Origin of the sequence: Williamsia herbipolensis (assembly GCF_036153515.1) — a bacterium.
In the GTDB taxonomy this organism is placed as follows: domain Bacteria; phylum Actinomycetota; class Actinomycetes; order Mycobacteriales; family Mycobacteriaceae; genus Williamsia_A; species Williamsia_A herbipolensis.
This window is the reverse complement of the sequence record NZ_CP108021.1, coordinates 2,445,163-2,461,828: the sequence shown is the minus strand read 5'-3', so window position 1 is coordinate 2,461,828 and position 16,666 is coordinate 2,445,163. Positions and strand designations below refer to the sequence as shown.

Here is a 16,666-nt window from a genome sequence, read left to right as displayed (position 1 = left end):
GCGTATGCGTAGAATTTCGCGCGTGGAACAGATCCGCGTCCGACGCGCCGCCGAACTGCTCGGTGTCAGCGACGACACCCTGCGCCGATGGATCGCCGCCGGCGAGGTGTCCTCGACGACCGACGACGCGGGCCGCACCGTCGTCGACGGCGCCGACCTCGCACGATTGGCCAGTCGCCGTGCCCCCGAACCGGTCGCCGACGGCATCGGCGCCGAGCGCTCGGCCCGCAACCGCTTCGTCGGCCTCGTCACCGACGTCCGCTCCGACACCGTGATGTCGCAGGTGACCATGCAGTGCGGGCCGTTCGAGGTCACGTCGCTGATGAGCACCGACGCCGTCCGTGACCTCGGCCTCGAGGTCGGGGTCGTCGCCACCGCACTCGTGAAGGCGACCACCGTGATCGTCGAACGCCCCGACAGCTCCCTCGAGAAAGAGAACTGATGACCCGCAACCGGATTCGTCTCGCTGCTCTCGCGATGACCGTCGCCGCACTCGCGACCGCGTGTTCGTCGAACGACGGCTCGGGATCGTCGAACACCTCCGCGTCGGGCTCCTCGGCGAGCGGCGCGCCCGTGACGCTGACGGTGTTCGCGGCCGCGTCGCTGAAGAAGGGCTTCACCGAGATCGCGCAGGACTTCGAGAAGGCGCACCCCAACGTCACCGTGAAGACCACGTTCGACGGGTCGTCGGCTCTGGTCACCCAGATCAAGCAGGGTGCGAGCGCCGATGTCATCGCCACCGCCGACCAGAAGACCATGACCTCGCTCGGTGCCGATGCGCTCGACCCGACGACGTTCACCCGCAACGTGCTGACCATCATCACCGCGCCCGGCAACCCCAAGAACATCACCTCGGTCCGCGATCTCGCCCGCTCGGGTGTCACGACGGTCCTGTGTGCCCCGCAGGTCCCGTGCGGCAACGCCGCCGCGACCGTCGAGAAGAACACCGGCGTCGACATCCGCCCGGCCAGCGAGGAGACGTCGGTGTCGGGCGTGGTGACCAAGGTGACGAGCGGTCAGGCCGACGCCGGCCTCGTCTACACCTCCGACGCCAAGGCCGCCGGGTCGAAGGTCGCGGCGGTGAACGATCCCGCCTTCGCCGCGGTGGTCAACGAGTACCCGATCGCGACGGTGAAGGGCACGCAGCACGCCGGCGAGGCCAAGCAGTTCATCGACCTCGTCACCGGCACCGAGGGTCAGCAGGTGTTGAACGCGTTGGGGTTCGGCGCCGGACGGTGAGAAAGCAGCCGGGCGCGCGCGGTGTACCCGTCTGGCTGTACCTGCCCGCGCTCGTCGGGTTGGCGCTCATCGTCATCCCCCCGATCGCCCTCACCCAGCGTCTGCCGTGGCGTGACTTCATCTCGTCGATCACCTCCGAATCATCGCTGCAGGCACTGGAACTGAGCCTGCGCACCGCCGTGGTCAGCACGGTGCTGTGTGTGATCATCGGGGTACCGATGGCGGTGGTGTTCGCCCGATCCGACGGAGTGGTACTCCGGGTGGTGCGTGCCCTGGTGCTCCTGCCGCTGGTGCTGCCGCCCGTCGTGGGCGGCATCGCGCTGCTGTACGCGTTCGGACGCAAGGGCCTGATCGGTGAGCACCTCACCGTCCTCGGCATCGACATCGCCTTCTCCACCACCGCGGTGGTCCTGGCGCAGACCTTCGTGGCGTTGCCGTTCCTGGTGATCAGTGTTGAAGGGGCGCTGCGGGTCTCGGGCTCGTCGTATGAGCAGGTGGCCGCGACCCTGGGTGCCGGACCGACCCGCACGCTGCTGCGGGTCACGGTCCCGCTGGTCGCCCCGGCACTGCTCAGCGGGCTGGTTCTCGCGTTCGCCCGCGCGATGGGTGAGTTCGGCGCGACGATCACGTTCGCCGGCAACGCGCCGGGCGTCACGCAGACCGCGCCGCTGAAGATCTACGTCGACGAGATCAACGACCCCCAGCAGGCGCTACCGCTGTCGTTCGTGCTCATCGTCGTCGCGCTCGTCGTCGTGATCGCGGTGCATCTCCGTCGGCCCGGTGCGGGGAACGCGCTGTGACACTGCGTGTGCGGGCGACGTCGGCCGCCCCGGACCTCGATGTCGACATCACGGTGCCCGACGGGTCGACGGTGGCGGTGCTCGGTCGCAACGGCGCGGGCAAGAGCAGCCTGCTCAATCTCGTCGCGGGTCTGTTGCGGCCGACGAAGGGCTCGATCAGCGTGGGCGGGCGGACTCTCGTCGACGACGACACCTTCGTCGCACCGCACCGACGATCGGTCGCCCTGCTGGGCCAACAGTCGCGACTCTTCCCGCACATGACGGTCGCCCGCAACATCGCCTTCGCCCCCGCCTCGGCACGCCTGGGACGCCTCGAGATCCGACAGCGGGTCGAGCGGTGGGCCGACGCCGTCGACGTCGCCGACCTCCTCGACCGCAAGCCGCATCAGCTCTCCGGTGGGCAGGCGCAACGGGTCGCCGTCGCCCGCGCGCTCGCCGCCGACCCCGCGGTGTTGCTCCTCGACGAACCGTTCTCGGCGCTCGACGTCGACGTGGCGGCGCGCCTGCGCACCCTCGTCGGACGGGTTCTCGCCGACCGCGGACGCATCGCGCTGCTGGTCACCCACGACCTCGTCGACGCCGTCACCCTCGCCGACACCGCCGTCGTGATCGCAGGGGGTCGGGTCACCGCGCACGGACCGGTCCGCGACGTACTCGCCCGTCCCACCGACGATTTCGCCGCACGGCTGGCCGGGCTCAACCTCGTGACCGGTCGCTGGGACGGGGAGGCCGTGAACGCCGACCGCCTGCAGGTCGTGGGTGAACCGTCGGCGGATGCCGTCCCCACCACAGGCGGCGGCGCGACCGCCGTCTTCGATCCGGCCGCGGTCGCGGTCTACACCGAGCCGCCGGCCCACGGCAGCCCGCGCACGGTCATCGCGGCCCGGGTCTCCGAGATCGCACCGGCCGGCTCCCGTGCCTCGGTCCGCTGTGTCGCAGGACTCGCCGAGATCACCGCCGAGGTCAGCTGGGCTGCGATCGCCGACCTCGGACTCGTTGCCGGAACAGATGTGTGGCTGACGGTGAAGGCGGCCGAGGTGACGGTCTACCCGGCGCGCTGACCGTCCGCGCTCGACGACCATCAGGTGTCGAGCAGGGCCGGCACGACGATCTCCTCGACCTGCAGACGGCGCCGGGTCAGGCCCTGCTCATGGCTGTACCGCAGGAAGGTGTCCAACGCAGTGCGATTGGCCGAGGTGCCGTAGGGCCACCAGTCGTCGCCGAACAACGCCCGGTTCGATGCGAACAGGTCACTGAACCAGGGCGTGATGACGGACATGTGCTGCTTGGACGCCCCCTCGAGGTACTGCTTCTGGACGATCGTCTTCGCCTCGTCGAACCCGGCGTACAGATCGCGCATGAAGGCCGCGTCCGCGGCGAGCTCACGACGGACCGCGATGGCGTGCATCATCGGGAAGATGCCGGTGCGCTCGTAATAGTCGCGTTCCACCGTGCGGTGATCGGGGAAGAGTCGGCGGATCCTGTGCGACGTGCCGTCGAGAAAGGCACGCGGGACGTCGACGGAGAGCAACGCGTCGACCTCGCCACGCTCGAGCATCTCCGCCAACGTCTGATCCGGCCCGGCGTGACGGACGTCGACGCCCTCGGGGACCGGCTGGGGGATCCAGTCGAACGACGGTATGGGGTGATCGGTGCCGCCGATGACCCACGACATCTGGTCGGGGGTGATCCCGTACTCGTCGTGCAGGACCCCCTTCATCCAGACACCCGGATCATGCCCCCAGAGGGCAAACTCCCCGACGACCTTGCCGACGAGGTCGGACGGGTGGTCGATCCCCGCGTCCGCGTTGACGAACAGCGCCGAATGGCGGAAGTGGCGGTTGGGGAAGATCGGCAGCGCCAGGAACGGCGAGTCGTCCTGCTCGAAGGTGCGGACGAAGTAGGTCAGCCCGTATTCGGCGATGTCGAGCCCGCCGCCCGCCGCCTCGCGGAACAGATCCGAGATGAGATCAGCACTCACGAGGGGCTTGTCGACACCGTCGATGTCGACTCGTCCGTCGAAGAGCGGCTCCGTGTGTTCGTAGCGGTACACGCCCATGCGGTGTGGTGCTCGCATCATCTCGTCGTCCTCTCTGTCGGCTGCACCACGACCGCGCTCAGGGTTCGACGACCGGGTGCTGATCTCTCGATCCTTGATACTCTGGAGTCGACTCCATGTCTAGAGTTGACTACAAATTTGGGGAGATCGGTGTTAGGGTCGCGAGCGTGACCGAGGCCAGTCTCCGAGAGCGCAAGAAGCGACGCGCGCGTGCCGAGATCGCGGATGCTGCAGCACGTCTCTTCGGTGAGCGTGGGTACGAGAACGTCTCGGTGGCAGACGTCGCCGCCGCGGCCGAGGTCTCGCCGCAGACCGTCTACAACCATTTCGGGACGAAACGGGACCTCTTGTTCGACCGTGACGAGGAGGTCACGTCCACGCTCGTGCGGCTGGTGACCGCCCGACCCCGCGGGGTCTCGCCGGTCGCGGCGGTCCGGCCCGCTTTCCTCGCCGAGGTCGACATCCTGCGCGGGAGGTCGCCCGGCGAGTCGGCGGGCGACCTACCCGCGTTGTGTGCGACGAGCAGCGAGGTGCGGCGCTATGTTCTCGAGTCGCGTGACCGCCAGGCGGATGCGCTGACGGCCGCGATCGTCGACACGGGCGACGAGGACGAACTGTTCACAGCGAAAGCCTGTGCGGCCGCGCTCCTGTCGGTTCTGCAATCGTTCGTCGACCACGTCGGACGCCGCATCGTCGACGGTGCACGCCCCGGTGATGTCGCCGACGAGGTCGAACCGATGGTGGCGGCGGCGCTCGACGGTCTGGAGCGCCGATGCTCTCCGCGCCGTCGGAGAACGCGGGCGGACTGACCTCAGTCGGCGTGGACGACGTCGAAGACCTGCTTCTGGATGCCGTTGCCGTAGGCCTCGTGTTCGACGAGGCGCAGACGCGTGCTGTCCTTGTCCGCCTCGCTGAACAGGCGCTTGCCCGCGCCGAGCAGTACCGGGAACACCAGCAGGTGGTAGCGATCCACGAGGCCGGCGTCGGCGAGTGATGCGCCCAGAGATGCGCTGCCCTGCACCAGGATCGGGCCGCCTTCGGTCTCCTTCAGTGCGGCGACGTCGTCGACCGAGCGCAGGATGGTGGCCGGCCAGCGGTCGTCGTCGGACTCCAGCGATGTGGAGACCACGTAGCGGGGGAGGGTGTTCATCTGCGCGAACTCCTCCATCGTCGGCCACACCGGCGCGAACGCCTCGTAGGAGGTGCGACCGAACAGCAGGGCGGTCGACTCCTGCTGTTCGCGTCCCTTGATCTCGTAGGCGGCGGGATCGAACTCGATGCCCTCGAAGGTCCAGCCGGAGTTGCGGTAGCCGGGCTCGCCGCCGGGGGCCTCCATGACCCCGTCGAGTGAGACGAATGCGGTGATGATCAACGGGCGCATGGCAATCCTCCGGATGTGTGGGTGGGTCGATCTGAAGGGGTAGACCGGTGTCGCGTCAGGAAGTCATCGCGCGTCGTCGGCCGGCTGGTGATCCCGGTTGAGCTCGATGACCCGGGCCTTGAGGTGGCGGTACCCGCGGACGCTGAGCGAGCCGATCGATTTGAAGAAGTAGCGCTCGTCGTCGACGGCGTCGGCGAGCTCGGCGTCGCACAGCGATGTGCCGGGGCGCGCCGATCCGGTGAGTCGGGCCGCGATGTTGACCGGTTCGCCGAAGACGTCGCCGAACCGGGTGAGCACGCGCCCGTAGGCGAGACCGACCCGCAGCGGCGGGATGTCGTGCTGTTCGGTGAGCGTGTGCAGCTCGAGCGCGATCTGTGTGGCCTGCACCGGGTCGGCCACGGTGAACATCACCGCGTCGCCGAGCGTTTTCACGATCTGCCCGTCGTGCTCGGTGATGATGTCGTTCGCGCGGCCCTCGAACGCCTCGAGCAGCGCGTTGAGATCGTCCATGCCGATCTTGCGGGAGAGGCTGGTGTAGCCGACGATGTCGCAGAACCCGACGACGAGTTCGTGCCCGACGGCGTCGTCGGGCACGCGGTCGGAGTCGATGTTGCGCAGTGCGGCGGCGAGGTGGCGACGCCAGATGAGGGTCTGCACACGGCTCATCGCCATGGCCATCTGACCGAGGCTGGTGTCGACGCCGCTGTCGCGATCGAGCTCGTCGAGCCGGTAGGCCTGCCAGTCGGCCAGACGCGACATCGTCTGCCCGATGGCGCGCGCCGCGGCGACCGCCTGACCCTCCGGCGCCGAACGGTAGGCCGCGATGACCAGTCCCATCGCCGAGAGATCGTCCTCGGTGAAGATCGGCTGATCCCGCGAGTCGTGCGCGAAACCGAACGCCCGCCAGATCTCGTCGGCGAACTGCGGGTCGATGTCGAGTTCGCTGACCGCCTGATCGCGGGTGAAGACGCGGGGACCGCCGAGCAGCATCTCCTCGACCGCGGCCAGTCGATCGTGCGGGGGATCGCCCTGCGGGTTCTCCTCGGCAGCGGTCACAGTCCCAGAACGCCTTTCATCATCAGCGCGAGTTGTCCGGGGAGCTCCGGTCGATCACGTCCCCGCCGCATGCGCATCGCGTCGTTGGCGATGCTCAGTGCTGCGTGCACGGTGACCGCGGCCTCGGCCCGGGGGAGTCCGGGGTCGATCTCGCACACCAATTCGATCCAGCGTCGCACGTACTGGCGCTGTGCGGCCAGCAAATCGCGCGCATCGACATCGCGCAGCACGGTGCCGTTGTGGAAGGCGACGGCGAGGTCGGGTGTCGCGGTGAGGACCGTGACGTAGGAATCGGCGAGCCGCGACAGGAATTCGTGCGGCGTGCGCGACGCGGCGTGGGCGGCCATCGCGCCGGCCTCGAGCCGCGCGGCGCTGCGCTGACCGATGCTGGTGAGGATCGCGACCTTGCTCGAGAAGTGTCGGTAGACGCTGGGCCCGGTGATGCCGACGGCCTCACCGATCTCGTCGACACCGACGTTGCCGAACCCGCGGCGTTCGAACAGATCCGACGACGCGTCGAGGATCTCGTCGCGACGGCCCATCGGTTCGGGCCCGGGCAGTGCACCGGTCTCGAGCAGCGGTGCGTCGGCGGTGCGGACCGACACCACCCGGGTGATGAGCAGGCGCAGCCGGGCGTGCGCCCGCGCCGCCGGGATACGGGTCGCGTGCATGCTCGTGCTACCCGCGATGCTCAGCGCCGCCCACGCCAACTGGCGGGCGCCGCGGTCGTCGAGGTCGGCTCGCCCGACCTGCAGCGCGCGGGCCCACCGTGCGAGCACCGCCGTGGTGCGGGTGGCGACCTCGCGGTTCTGGTCGTCGGAGAGGAAGGCGCCGTTCCAACGCCACAACACCGCGGCGTCGGGGCGGCGGATGCCCATGGTGCAGATGCTGTCGACGAGGCCGTCCAGGCGCGCCGGATCCTCGGGTGCCAGGCCGTCGGCGCGGTCGAGGGCGCGGTCGGTGCAGGCCTCGAGGTCGTCGACGCCCGCCAGCACCGCGGCGGCGAGAAGTGCCTGCTTGTCGGCGAAATGGCGGTACACCGACGGGCCGGTGACCCCGGCGGCCTTCGCGATGTCGGCGACCGACACGTGCGAATAGCCGCGCTCGCCGAACAGCTGCGCCGCGAGTGCCACGAGTTGGCTCTTGCGGTCGGCCGGGCGGCGCGTGACGGGTGGGTCGGTGGCGGTCATGGTGAACAGACCTTAGCGCAGAAACTGACCCCGCCGACCGGTTTGACGAGCCGGTATAGCCAAACAAGTTATCGAGCGTTAGCCTCATGCTCAAGAGTTGCCCGGGTATCGGACCCGCCAACCGAAGATGTACATCGGAAAGGAACATGCACCATGAGTGACGCATTCATCTACGAGGCGATCCGCACGCCTCGCGGCAAGCAGCGCAACGGTTCGCTGCACGGGATCAAGCCCGTCGATCTGGTGGCCGGACTCATCGGTGAGCTCCGCACCCGCTTCCCCGACATGGACCCCGCCGACATCGACGATGTCGTGCTCGGCGTCGTCTCGCCGGTCGGCGAGCAGGGCGCGGTCATCTCGCGCACCGCCGCCCTCGTCGCCGGCCTGCCCGACACCGTTCCCGGCACCCAGATCAACCGCTTCTGCGCCTCGGGCCTCGAGGCCACCAACCTCGCCGGCCAGAAGGTCGCGTCGGGCTGGGACAACCTGGTGATCGCCGGTGGCGTCGAGTCGATGTCTCGCGTGCCCATGGGCTCTGACGGTGGCGCCATGTTCCAGGACCCGGCCACCGCCTACGACCTGTACATCGCCCCCCAGGGCATCGGCGCCGACCTCATCGCCACCCTCGAGGGCTTCAGCCGTGAGGACGTCGACGCCTACGCCGTCGAGTCGCAGAACCGCGCCGAGGCCGCCTGGTCGGCCGGCTACTTCGCCAAGTCCGTCGTCCCGGTGAAGGACATGAACGGCGTCCTGGTCCTCGATCACGACGAGCACCGTCGCCCGGGCTCGTCGGTCGAGTCGCTGGGCAAGCTCAAGCCCGCGTTCGCCGGCATGGCCGAGATGGCCGGGTTCGACGAGGTCGCCAAGCAGAAGTACCACGCGGTCGAGAAGATCAACCACGTCCACACCGGCGGCAACAGCTCCGGCATCGTCGACGGCGCCGCCCTGGTGCTCGTCGGTTCGGCCGAGGCGGGCAAGCGTGCCGGCCTCACCCCGCGCGCACGCATCGTCGCCACCGCACAGACCGGCAGCGATCCCACGATCATGCTCACCGGCCCCACGCCGGCCACCGAGCTGGTGCTGAAGAAGGCCGGACTCACCGTCGACGACATCGATGTTTTCGAGCTGAACGAGGCGTTCGCGTCGGTCGTCATGAAGTGGATGAAGGACCTGAAGATCCCGCACGAGAAGACCAACGTCAACGGTGGCGCGATCGCGATGGGCCATCCGCTCGGCGCGACCGGCGCGATGATCCTCGGCACCGTCGTCGACGAGCTCGAGCGCAGCGGCGGCCGCTACGGCCTCGTCACCCTCTGCATCGGTGGCGGCATGGGCGTCGCGACCATCATCGAGCGCGTCTGACGCACCGGCCTCACCCACACACGACTGCTTCTCACTAAGGACACTCGAAACACATGAGCGACAACATGATTGCCTGGGACAAAGACGCCGACGGGGTCGTCGTCCTGACCATGGACGACCCGAACCAGGGCGCGAACACCATGAACGACCTGTTCATGAGCTCGCTGGAGGCCACGGTCGACCGCCTCGAGGCCGAGAAGGACGACATCACCGGTGTCGTGCTCACCTCGGCGAAGAAGACCTTCTTCGCCGGTGGCGACCTCAAGGACATGACCAGCGACCGCGGTGAGCGCGACAAGGTGGAGATCGCCACCGAGATCACCAACCGCACCAACCATCTCAAGAAGAACCTGCGTCGCCTCGAGACCTTCGGCAAGCCCGTCGTCTCGGCCATCAACGGTGCCGCGCTCGGCGGCGGGCTCGAGATCACCCTCGCCACCCAGCACCGCATCGCCGCGGACGTGAAGGGTGCCTCCATCGGCCTGCCCGAGGTCACCCTCGGCCTGCTGCCCGGTGGCGGCGGTGTCGCACGCACGGTGCGCCTGCTCGGTATCCAGAACGCGCTCATGGGCGTTCTGCTGCAGGGCCCGCGCATGCGCCCGGAGAAGGCCAAGGAGACCGGCCTCATCCACGAGGTCGTCGGCAGCGTCGAGGAGCTGCTCCCGGCCGCCAAGGCGTGGCTGAAGGAGAACCCCGAGGCCGTGCAGCCCTGGGATGTCAAGGGATACAAGATCCCCGGCGGCTCGCCGTCGAGCCCGTCGCTCGCGCAGGTGCTCCCGGCCATGCCGGCCATCCTGCGTCGTCAGCTCAAGGGTGCTCCGATGCCCGCGCCGCGCGCCATCCTCTCGGCCGCGATCGAGGGCGCGATGGTCGACATCGACACCGCCACCGAGATCGAGACCCGCTACTTCGTGTCGCTGGTGACCGGCCAGGTCGCGCAGAACATGATCAAGGCGTTCTTCTTCGACCTGAACCACATCAACGGCGGCGGCTCGCGTCCCGACGGTTACGACAAGTGGACCGCCACCAAGGTCGGCGTCATCGGCGCCGGCATGATGGGCGCGGCCATCGCGTACGTCTCGGCCAAGGCCGGTATCGACGTCGTGATCAAGGACATCGATCTCGATGCGGCCAAGCGCGGCAAGGCTTATTCGGAGAAGCTCGAGGAGAAGGCGCTCTCGCGCGGCAAGACCACACAGGAGAAGTCGGACGCCCTCCTCGCCCGCATCCACCCGACTGTCGACGCGGCAGACTTCAAGGGTGTCGACCTGGTGATCGAGGCCGCCTTCGAGTCGGTCGACGTCAAGCACAAGGTGTTCCAGGAGATCGAGGACATCGTCGAGCCCGACGCCGTGCTCGGCTCGAACACCTCGACGCTGCCGATCACCATCCTCGCCGAGGGTGTGAAGCGCTCCGAGGACTTCATCGGTATCCACTTCTTCTCGCCCGTCGACAAGATGCCGCTGGTGGAGATCATCAAGGGCGCGAAGACCTCGGATGCGGTGCTGGCCAAGGTCATCGACTACACCCTCGCCATCAAGAAGACCCCGATCGTCGTCAACGACAGCCGCGGCTTCTTCACCTCGCGCGTCATCGGCACGTTCATCAACGAGGCCATCGCGGCCGTCGGTGAGGGCGTCGAGCCGCAGATCATCGAGCAGGCGGGCCAGCAGGCGGGCTATCCGGCTGCGCCGCTGCAGCTCTCGGACGAGCTCAAGCTCGGCCTGATGCAGAAGATCCGCAAGGAGACGCAGGAGGGCGCCAAGGCCGAGGGCAAGGAGTTCCCCGACCACGGTTCCTACGAGGTCATCGACCGCCTGCTCGAGCAGGGCCGCGACGGCAAGACCGCGGGCAAGGGCTTCTACGACTACGACGAGAACGGCAAGCGCACCGGCCTGTGGCCCGGACTGCGCGAGGAGTTCAAGTCGGGCAGCAAGGAGGTCCCGTTCCAGGACCTCATCGACCGGATGCTGTTCGCCGAGTCGCTCGAGACCGTGAAGTGCTTCGACGAGGGTGTCATCACCTCGATCCCCGACGCCAACATCGGCTCGATCTTCGGTATCGGCTTCCCCGCGTGGACCGGTGGCGTCGTGCAGTACATCAACCAGTACCCCGGTGGACTGCAGGGCTTCGTCGATCGCGCGAAGGACCTGGCGTCGAAGTACGGCAAGCACTTCGAGCCCCCGCAGTCGCTGGTCGACAAGGCCGCCAAGGGTGAGAAGTACTGATCTGACCTGACGGCAGAAGAACGCAACGCGGCCCGGTTCCTCCACGAGGAGCCGGGCCGCTCTTCTGTGTGTGCTGACTGGGCGGAAAGGGCCATCGAGTGTGCTGACCTCGATGGGTGAGAAGTGTTCTGGACTGCGCACACTCGATGCGGCGTTTCCGCCCCGTCAGCGGCTTGTGAGCCTTTGGGCTGGGTTATACAGCCGCTGACGGTGCGGAAGCCCGTCGTCGAGTGTGCGTTGTTCGTTTGTCGGGTCACGGTGGGTTGTCAGCACACTCGACGGCGGTTTCCACACAGTCAGCCGAGGTGGTCGGGTTCGGCACGGTCGGCTGAGGTGGTCGGTTTCCACGCGGTCGGCACCGTGTGTCGGGGATACTGACATCCATGAATGACAACGCCGCGCCCGTCCTGCCCGACCACGAGGTCGTCATCGTCGGTGGAGGGTTCTCGGGCATCGGGGCCGCGATCCTGTTGGGGAAGGCCGGGTTCGACGACTACCTACTGGTCGAGGACGGTGACGGTCTCGGTGGTGCGTGGCACTGGAACACCTATCCCGGCGTCGGGGTCGACATCCCGTCGTTCAGCTATCAGTTCTCGTTCGAGCAGCGCGCCGACTGGTCACGGGTGTTCGCGCCGGGCTCCGAACTCAAGGCCTACGCCGACGACTGTGTGCGCAAGTACGGCGTCGACGCACACACGCGACTCAACACGCGCGTGGTCGACGCCGACTTCGATGCCACGCACGACCTGTGGACGCTGACACTGCGCGGCGGCGAGACCCTCACCGCGCGCTATGTGATCGGCGCGACGGGTGTGCTCACGCAGCCCAAACCGCCCGAGATCGACGGCATCGACTCGTTCACGGGGACGGTGATGCACACCGCCCGGTGGGATCACGACGTCGACCTCGTCGGCACGCGCGTCGCGGTCATCGGCACCGGTGCCTCGGCGGTGCAGGCCATCCCGGCGATCGCGCCGATCGTCGACCACCTCACGGTGTTCCAGCGCACGCCCATCTGGTGTCTGCCGAAACCCGACGCGGCGATGCCCCCGGCCGCACGCACCGCACTCGGCGCCATCCCGGGTGCGAAACGTCTGGCGCGCACCCTGAGTCAGGTGTTCGTCGAGTTCAACTTCCCGCTGCCCGCGCACTTCAACGGCGTCCTGCCGATCGCGACGGTGGGCGAGAAGCTGGGCCGCCTCTACCTTCGCCGCGCGGTCGGTGACCCGCACACCCGGGCGAAGCTGACGCCGCGCTACGCCCTCGGCTGCAAGCGTCCCAGCTTCTCCAACGCCTACCTGCCGACCTTCAACCGCGACAACGTGACCTTGGAGACGTCCTCCATCTCCGAGATCACCCCCACCGGGATCCGGACCTCCGACGGCGCACTGCACGAGGTCGACATCCTCGTGCTGGCAACAGGATTCAAGGTGTTCGAGCGCGGGAACATGCCGCCCTTCGGTGTCCGCGGCATCGGCGGCATCGACCTCGACACCTGGTGGGACAAGAACCGCTTCCAGGCGTTCCAGGGCGTGAGCGTGCCCGGATTCCCGAACCTGTTCACCATCCTCGGGCCCTACGGCTACAACGGATCCTCGTACTTCAATCTCATCGAGACCCAGACGCGCCACATCCTGCGGTGCCTGCGCCGCGCCCGCGACACCGGCGCCACGCGGGTGGAGGTGAGCGAGGAGGCCAACACCGAGTACTTCGAGGCGATGCTGGCCCGACGCGGGAACCAGGTGTTCTTCCAGGGTGGTTGCGGCGGCTCGAACAGCTACTACTTCGACGACCACGGCGACGTGCCGTTCCGCGCATCCACCACGCTCGAGACGATGTGGACGAGTCGGCGATTCGATCTCGACAGCTACTCCTTCAGCTGATTCTCGCCGGCGCCGGGAGCGGAGCGAGCGGGCCGATCAGTCACCGGCGCCGGTACATCCCCCACAGGGTGGGGCCGTCGGGGATGACGATCTCGCGGGTGATCTCGAAGCCGAAGCGCTCGTACAGCGGCGTGTTCCGCGCGTTGCTGTTCTCGAGATAGGCGGGCCCGTCGACGGTCGCGAGTCGGTGTTCGAGAAGCGCACTGCCGCAACCCTGTCCGGTGACCACGGCGCCGAGGAGCGCGAGATACCAGAGGTCTTCGTCGGGGCGCGCGTCGTCCATGGCCCGTTGCACGACCTGCCCACGCGCCGCGGCGGCCGGGCCCATCCTGCGCGCGAACACCGGGCCCGCGACCAGTCGGTGCCACAGTCCGGGGCGATGGCCCGGCGGGTCCCACGCCGCCGCGGCGGCCGGTTCGCCGTCGACGTGCGCGATGTCCGACGATCCGCGTGCGCAGTGCTCGTGGGTCATCAGGGCGTCGTAGAACGGTCCGATGCGCCTGCCGTCGGGAAAGATGAACCGCACCACCGGGTCGTCGGCGAACGCCCGGGCGAGGATCGCGGCCACCGTGTGCCGCTCGTGGGACCGGGCGACTCGTACCGCCGGGGACGTCATGGCGACCACGATAGCGAAGAAACGAGAACACGTTCTAGTCTGAGCGGGTGGACGTGACATACGAGGGCACCCGACGCGAGCTCACCACCGACAAGGGAGTGCTGCGATATCACGAGGCGGGCGATCCCGACGCCCCGCCGCTGCTCCTGCTGCACGGTTCGGGACCGGGGGTGACGGGTTGGCGCAACTTCCGTGGCAACCTGGGCGCCTTCGCCGAGCATCACCGCTGCCTGGTGCTCGAGTTCCCGGGATTCGGCGTCAGCGACGCCTGGGAGGGGATGCCGGTGCTCAACGCCGGCAAGGCCGTGAACCTCTTCATGAACGAACTCGGCATCGACAGCGCGGCGATGATCGGCAACTCCATGGGCGGTGTCGTCGGGGTCAACCTCGCCATCCGCAAGCCCGAACGGGTCAGGAAGCTCGTCACCATCGGCGGTGTCGGCGGCAACCTCTTCAGCCCGTCACCCAGCGAGGGCTTGACGCTGCTGCAGGAGTTCGCCGACGACCCCGACCGCGACAAGCTCGTCCGGTGGCTGCGCGCGATGGTCTTCGACAAGTCCCTGGTGACCGACGATCTCATCGCCGAACGCTGGGAGGCGGCCATCGATCCCGACGCCCTCGCGACCGGTCGGGCGATGTACGGATCCGCGGCCTTCGAGATGCAGCAGCAGTTCATGGCCGCCGCCGACACCCCGCCCTACTGGGCGATGATGCACAAGGTGGCCTGCCCGACCCTGCTGACCTGGGGCCGCGACGACCGCGTGAGCCCGCCCGACATGGCGCTGGCGCCGATGCGACTCATCCCCGACGCGCAACTGCACGTGTTCCCGCGCTGCGGACACTGGGTGATGATCGAGGCGAAGGCGGCGTTCGAGGCGACCGTGCTGGCCTTCCTGGCCTGAGCGACGATCGCCTCCCACCTCGGAGGCGTTGCTACCCTGAAGCGTGAGCGGGGGCACCTGCGGGAGCGATCTCGTCGAACAGTGGGGCGATCTGGCGCGCAACGTCGGTGCACGGTTCACCGACGGCCCGGCCTACGCCGCGGCCGCCGCCACCCTGCACCGCACCACTCCGCACACCGTCGCGATCCACCGCGGTGACGACCTCGTGGCGATCGCCGCGTTCGCGGCCCGGACGCTCGGCTCGGTGACCCTCGCCCAATCGATCGGCAACGGCCTCGGTCAGGGCGGTGATGTCATCGCGGTCGACGATCGCGCCGCCGACGCCCTCGCCGGCCACCTCGCGCGGAGGCGACATGTCCTGCGCCTCGAGCAGTTCCCCGCCGACAGCCCACTGCTCGACGCGTTGGCCCGCGACCGGCACTGGCACGTCCACACCCGGGTCGTCTCGGAGATCCCGACGCTGAGCCTGCGCCCCGACGCCACCGCCCGCGACGTGCGCAGCGGACGCACGCTGGGTCAGCTGCGGTCGGCCCGGAGGAAGCTCGCCGCCGATGGGCGCGAAGTGGCCTTCGAACTGCTGCGCACCGCCGACGATCTGGACCGGCGATGGGAGGACATGCGGCGGGTCGCGGGACTCCGCGCCGACTCGCGACCCGACTGGGACGCCTGGCTCGCCGGAGACCGCGGCACGCTGGTGCGCACCGTTCTCGACGCCGAGGCCACCGCCGGTCGCCTGCGCATCCTCGGGATCACCGTGGGCGGGGTGTGGGTCGGTCACGACATCGCCGTCCGGTGCGGCACCACCTGGGCCCGGTACCTGACACACTTCGATCCCGACCACGCGCGACTGCAGCCCGGCCACCAGTTGATGGTGTGGATCGTCGACCACCATCGCGACCTCGGCATCGACCGCATCCATCACGGCCGCGGGTCGACCCCGGTGAAAGAGGCGTGGTCGAACCACGCGATCGACGCCGTCGACGTGTGGGCGGTGCCCGACACCGTCGTCGGCGCGCGGGCGCTCCCGCCGATCATGGTGGCGGCCGCGACCGCGCGAGCCGGTGTCCGAGCCGGTGTCGGTCGGCTGGCGAACCGCTCTTCCTGAGTGCTACTCGCCGGGGCCTGCGTCGACCACCTGCAACGCCACGTCGGCGAGCTTGGTGTTCGAATCCTGCGACAGCCGTGCCAGCAGTCGGAACGCCTCGTCGGAGTTCAGCGTGTAGCGCTCCATCAACATGCCCTTGGCCTGACCGATGATGTCGCGGTTGGTGAGCGCGGCGCGGATCTGTTCCTTCTCGCGCACCGAGGAGAACGCGATCGCGGCGTGCGCGGCAAACAGCGCCCCGATCGAGCGGGAGTCGTCGTCGAATGCGTCGACCCGGGTGCTGTGCAGGTTGAGGGCCCCGAAGTTGTCGCCCTCGACGTAGAGGGTGAAGCAGAGCATCGAACGGATACCGAGCTCGGCCGCCGCGGCGCTGAACGCCGGCCACCGGGGCTCGTCGGTCATGTCGCGGATCCACACGGTGTCGGAGTGCAACGCCGAACGGATGCAGGGGCCCTCGCGGAGTTCGGCCTGCAACCGATCGGACTCGCGGGCGAGATCGCCGATCAGCACCGGGCTCTCCACAGCGGCCTTGCCGGTGACGAGCGTGATGCTGGCGTACTCGGCCCCGGGGATCGACTCGACGGCCGATGCGCTGATGGCGCGCAGGATCGTCTCGGTGTCCTTGCTCTCCGACCGCAGTCGGCGCGCCACGTCGGCCATCTGCGCGGGGAGGGCGGCGACCGGGGACATGCTCGTGGTCGGGGCCGGTCGCGAGAGGACTCCGTTGTCGTTGGTCTCGCCGTTCATGTCAGCCAGCGACTGCATGTGACTCCCCCCTCGAAGCTTCTCCCGTACTTCTTCGCTCAAGTGATCCATCTCGTGTGTGCTTTTTCTCCCACGGGGCC

At 68.5% G+C, this 16,666-nt stretch carries 16 protein-coding genes; 10 read left to right on the top strand and 6 right to left on the bottom strand.

Translation table 11 applies throughout. The features are described 5' to 3' along the window. The first annotated feature begins 22 nt into the window (after nucleotides 1–22). From OG579_RS11045 to OG579_RS11030, 4 genes are read left to right on the top strand one after another with little or no spacing between them, the layout of a single operon-like run. A complete protein-coding gene (locus tag OG579_RS11045; protein ID WP_045821222.1) occupies nucleotides 23–442 on the top strand; it encodes a TOBE domain-containing protein in 420 nt (139 codons plus the stop codon). Then, nucleotides 442–1,239 (top strand): molybdate ABC transporter substrate-binding protein, encoded by a 798-nt coding sequence (gene modA, locus OG579_RS11040; RefSeq protein ID WP_328855969.1) that lies wholly within the window; start codon nucleotides 442–444, stop codon nucleotides 1,237–1,239. Before OG579_RS11045 ends, modA begins: the two co-directional genes overlap by 1 nt. Then, nucleotides 1,236–2,039: an ABC transporter permease gene (locus OG579_RS11035; protein WP_328855968.1), complete on the top strand. Its 804-nt coding sequence runs from the start codon at nucleotides 1,236–1,238 to the stop codon at nucleotides 2,037–2,039. Before modA ends, OG579_RS11035 begins: the two co-directional genes overlap by 4 nt. After that, on the top strand, nucleotides 2,036–3,100 hold the full coding sequence (locus OG579_RS11030; RefSeq protein ID WP_328855967.1) for a sulfate/molybdate ABC transporter ATP-binding protein: 1,065 nt from the start codon (nucleotides 2,036–2,038) through the stop codon (nucleotides 3,098–3,100). Before OG579_RS11035 ends, OG579_RS11030 begins: the two co-directional genes overlap by 4 nt. A gap of 20 nt (nucleotides 3,101–3,120) precedes the next feature. Here the strand turns inward: OG579_RS11030 and OG579_RS11025 are convergent, their stop codons facing one another. Further along, nucleotides 3,121–4,119 (bottom strand): substrate-binding domain-containing protein, encoded by a 999-nt coding sequence (locus OG579_RS11025; protein WP_328855966.1) that lies wholly within the window; start codon nucleotides 4,117–4,119, stop codon nucleotides 3,121–3,123. A gap of 146 nt (nucleotides 4,120–4,265) precedes the next feature. On the opposite strand from OG579_RS11025, the gene OG579_RS11020 reads away from it, so the two are divergent. After that, nucleotides 4,266–4,907: a TetR/AcrR family transcriptional regulator gene (locus OG579_RS11020; RefSeq protein ID WP_045821226.1), complete on the top strand. Its 642-nt coding sequence runs from the start codon at nucleotides 4,266–4,268 to the stop codon at nucleotides 4,905–4,907. 2 nt (nucleotides 4,908–4,909) lie between these two features. Here OG579_RS11020 and OG579_RS11015 read toward each other — a convergent pair whose 3' ends face one another. The 3 genes from OG579_RS11015 to OG579_RS11005 form a co-directional block, all read right to left on the bottom strand. Further along, nucleotides 4,910–5,479, bottom strand: coding sequence for a dihydrofolate reductase family protein (locus OG579_RS11015; protein ID WP_328855965.1), 570 nt, complete (start codon nucleotides 5,477–5,479; stop codon nucleotides 4,910–4,912). A gap of 63 nt (nucleotides 5,480–5,542) precedes the next feature. Then, complete coding sequence (locus tag OG579_RS11010) at nucleotides 5,543–6,535, bottom strand: adenylate/guanylate cyclase domain-containing protein (RefSeq protein WP_328855964.1); 993 nt, start codon at nucleotides 6,533–6,535, stop codon at nucleotides 5,543–5,545. Then, entirely contained in the window at nucleotides 6,532–7,725 is a 1,194-nt protein-coding gene (locus OG579_RS11005) for a TetR/AcrR family transcriptional regulator (RefSeq protein WP_045821228.1), read from the bottom strand. The genes OG579_RS11010 and OG579_RS11005 overlap by 4 nt, the downstream gene beginning before the upstream one ends. 153 nt (nucleotides 7,726–7,878) lie before the next feature. Between OG579_RS11005 and OG579_RS11000 the strand changes: the two genes are divergently transcribed. The 3 genes from OG579_RS11000 (at nucleotide 7,879) to OG579_RS10990 (ending at nucleotide 13,198) form a co-directional block, all read left to right on the top strand. Next, the gene (locus tag OG579_RS11000; protein WP_045821229.1) at nucleotides 7,879–9,087 is read left to right on the top strand and encodes an acetyl-CoA C-acetyltransferase; all 1,209 of its coding nucleotides are present in this window, start codon (nucleotides 7,879–7,881) and stop codon (nucleotides 9,085–9,087) included. Nucleotides 9,088–9,140: 53 nt separating this feature from the next. Beyond that, nucleotides 9,141–11,315, top strand: a complete 2,175-nt coding sequence (locus tag OG579_RS10995) for a 3-hydroxyacyl-CoA dehydrogenase NAD-binding domain-containing protein (RefSeq protein ID WP_045821230.1) — start codon at nucleotides 9,141–9,143, stop codon at nucleotides 11,313–11,315. A gap of 383 nt (nucleotides 11,316–11,698) precedes the next feature. Then, on the top strand, nucleotides 11,699–13,198 hold the full coding sequence (locus OG579_RS10990) for a flavin-containing monooxygenase (protein ID WP_328855963.1): 1,500 nt from the start codon (nucleotides 11,699–11,701) through the stop codon (nucleotides 13,196–13,198). A gap of 40 nt (nucleotides 13,199–13,238) precedes the next feature. Here the strand turns inward: OG579_RS10990 and OG579_RS10985 are convergent, their stop codons facing one another. Beyond that, nucleotides 13,239–13,814, bottom strand: coding sequence for a GNAT family N-acetyltransferase (locus tag OG579_RS10985; RefSeq protein ID WP_328855962.1), 576 nt, complete (start codon nucleotides 13,812–13,814; stop codon nucleotides 13,239–13,241). 47 nt (nucleotides 13,815–13,861) lie between these two features. Here OG579_RS10985 and OG579_RS10980 point away from each other — a divergent pair, with 47 nt between their 5' ends. Then, nucleotides 13,862–14,716: an alpha/beta fold hydrolase gene (locus OG579_RS10980; protein ID WP_328855961.1), complete on the top strand. Its 855-nt coding sequence runs from the start codon at nucleotides 13,862–13,864 to the stop codon at nucleotides 14,714–14,716. Nucleotides 14,717–14,759: 43 nt separating this feature from the next. Next, nucleotides 14,760–15,821: a GNAT family N-acetyltransferase gene (locus OG579_RS10975; protein WP_328855960.1), complete on the top strand. Its 1,062-nt coding sequence runs from the start codon at nucleotides 14,760–14,762 to the stop codon at nucleotides 15,819–15,821. 3 nt (nucleotides 15,822–15,824) lie between these two features. Here the strand turns inward: OG579_RS10975 and OG579_RS10970 are convergent, their stop codons facing one another. Continuing rightward, nucleotides 15,825–16,511, bottom strand: coding sequence for a GAF and ANTAR domain-containing protein (locus OG579_RS10970; RefSeq protein ID WP_328859221.1), 687 nt, complete (start codon nucleotides 16,509–16,511; stop codon nucleotides 15,825–15,827). Nucleotides 16,512–16,666 lie beyond the last annotated feature (155 nt).

Bases quoted from the DNA above. Each gene is read 5' to 3' on its own strand.
- modA (WP_328855969.1), top strand. From the start codon at position 442: ATGACCCGCAACCGGATTCGTCTCGCTGCTCTCGCGATGACCGTCGCC.
- OG579_RS11025 (WP_328855966.1), bottom strand. From the start codon at position 4,119: ATGATGCGAGCACCACACCGCATGGGCGTGTACCGCTACGAACACACG.
- OG579_RS11015 (WP_328855965.1), bottom strand. From the start codon at position 5,479: ATGCGCCCGTTGATCATCACCGCATTCGTCTCACTCGACGGGGTCATG.
- OG579_RS11005 (WP_045821228.1), bottom strand. From the start codon at position 7,725: ATGACCGCCACCGACCCACCCGTCACGCGCCGCCCGGCCGACCGCAAG.
- OG579_RS11000 (WP_045821229.1), top strand. From the start codon at position 7,879: ATGAGTGACGCATTCATCTACGAGGCGATCCGCACGCCTCGCGGCAAG.
- OG579_RS10995 (WP_045821230.1), top strand. From the start codon at position 9,141: ATGAGCGACAACATGATTGCCTGGGACAAAGACGCCGACGGGGTCGTC.
- OG579_RS10990 (WP_328855963.1), top strand. From the start codon at position 11,699: ATGAATGACAACGCCGCGCCCGTCCTGCCCGACCACGAGGTCGTCATC.
- OG579_RS10985 (WP_328855962.1), bottom strand. From the start codon at position 13,814: ATGACGTCCCCGGCGGTACGAGTCGCCCGGTCCCACGAGCGGCACACG.
- OG579_RS10970 (WP_328859221.1), bottom strand. From the start codon at position 16,511: ATGTCCCCGGTCGCCGCCCTCCCCGCGCAGATGGCCGACGTGGCGCGC.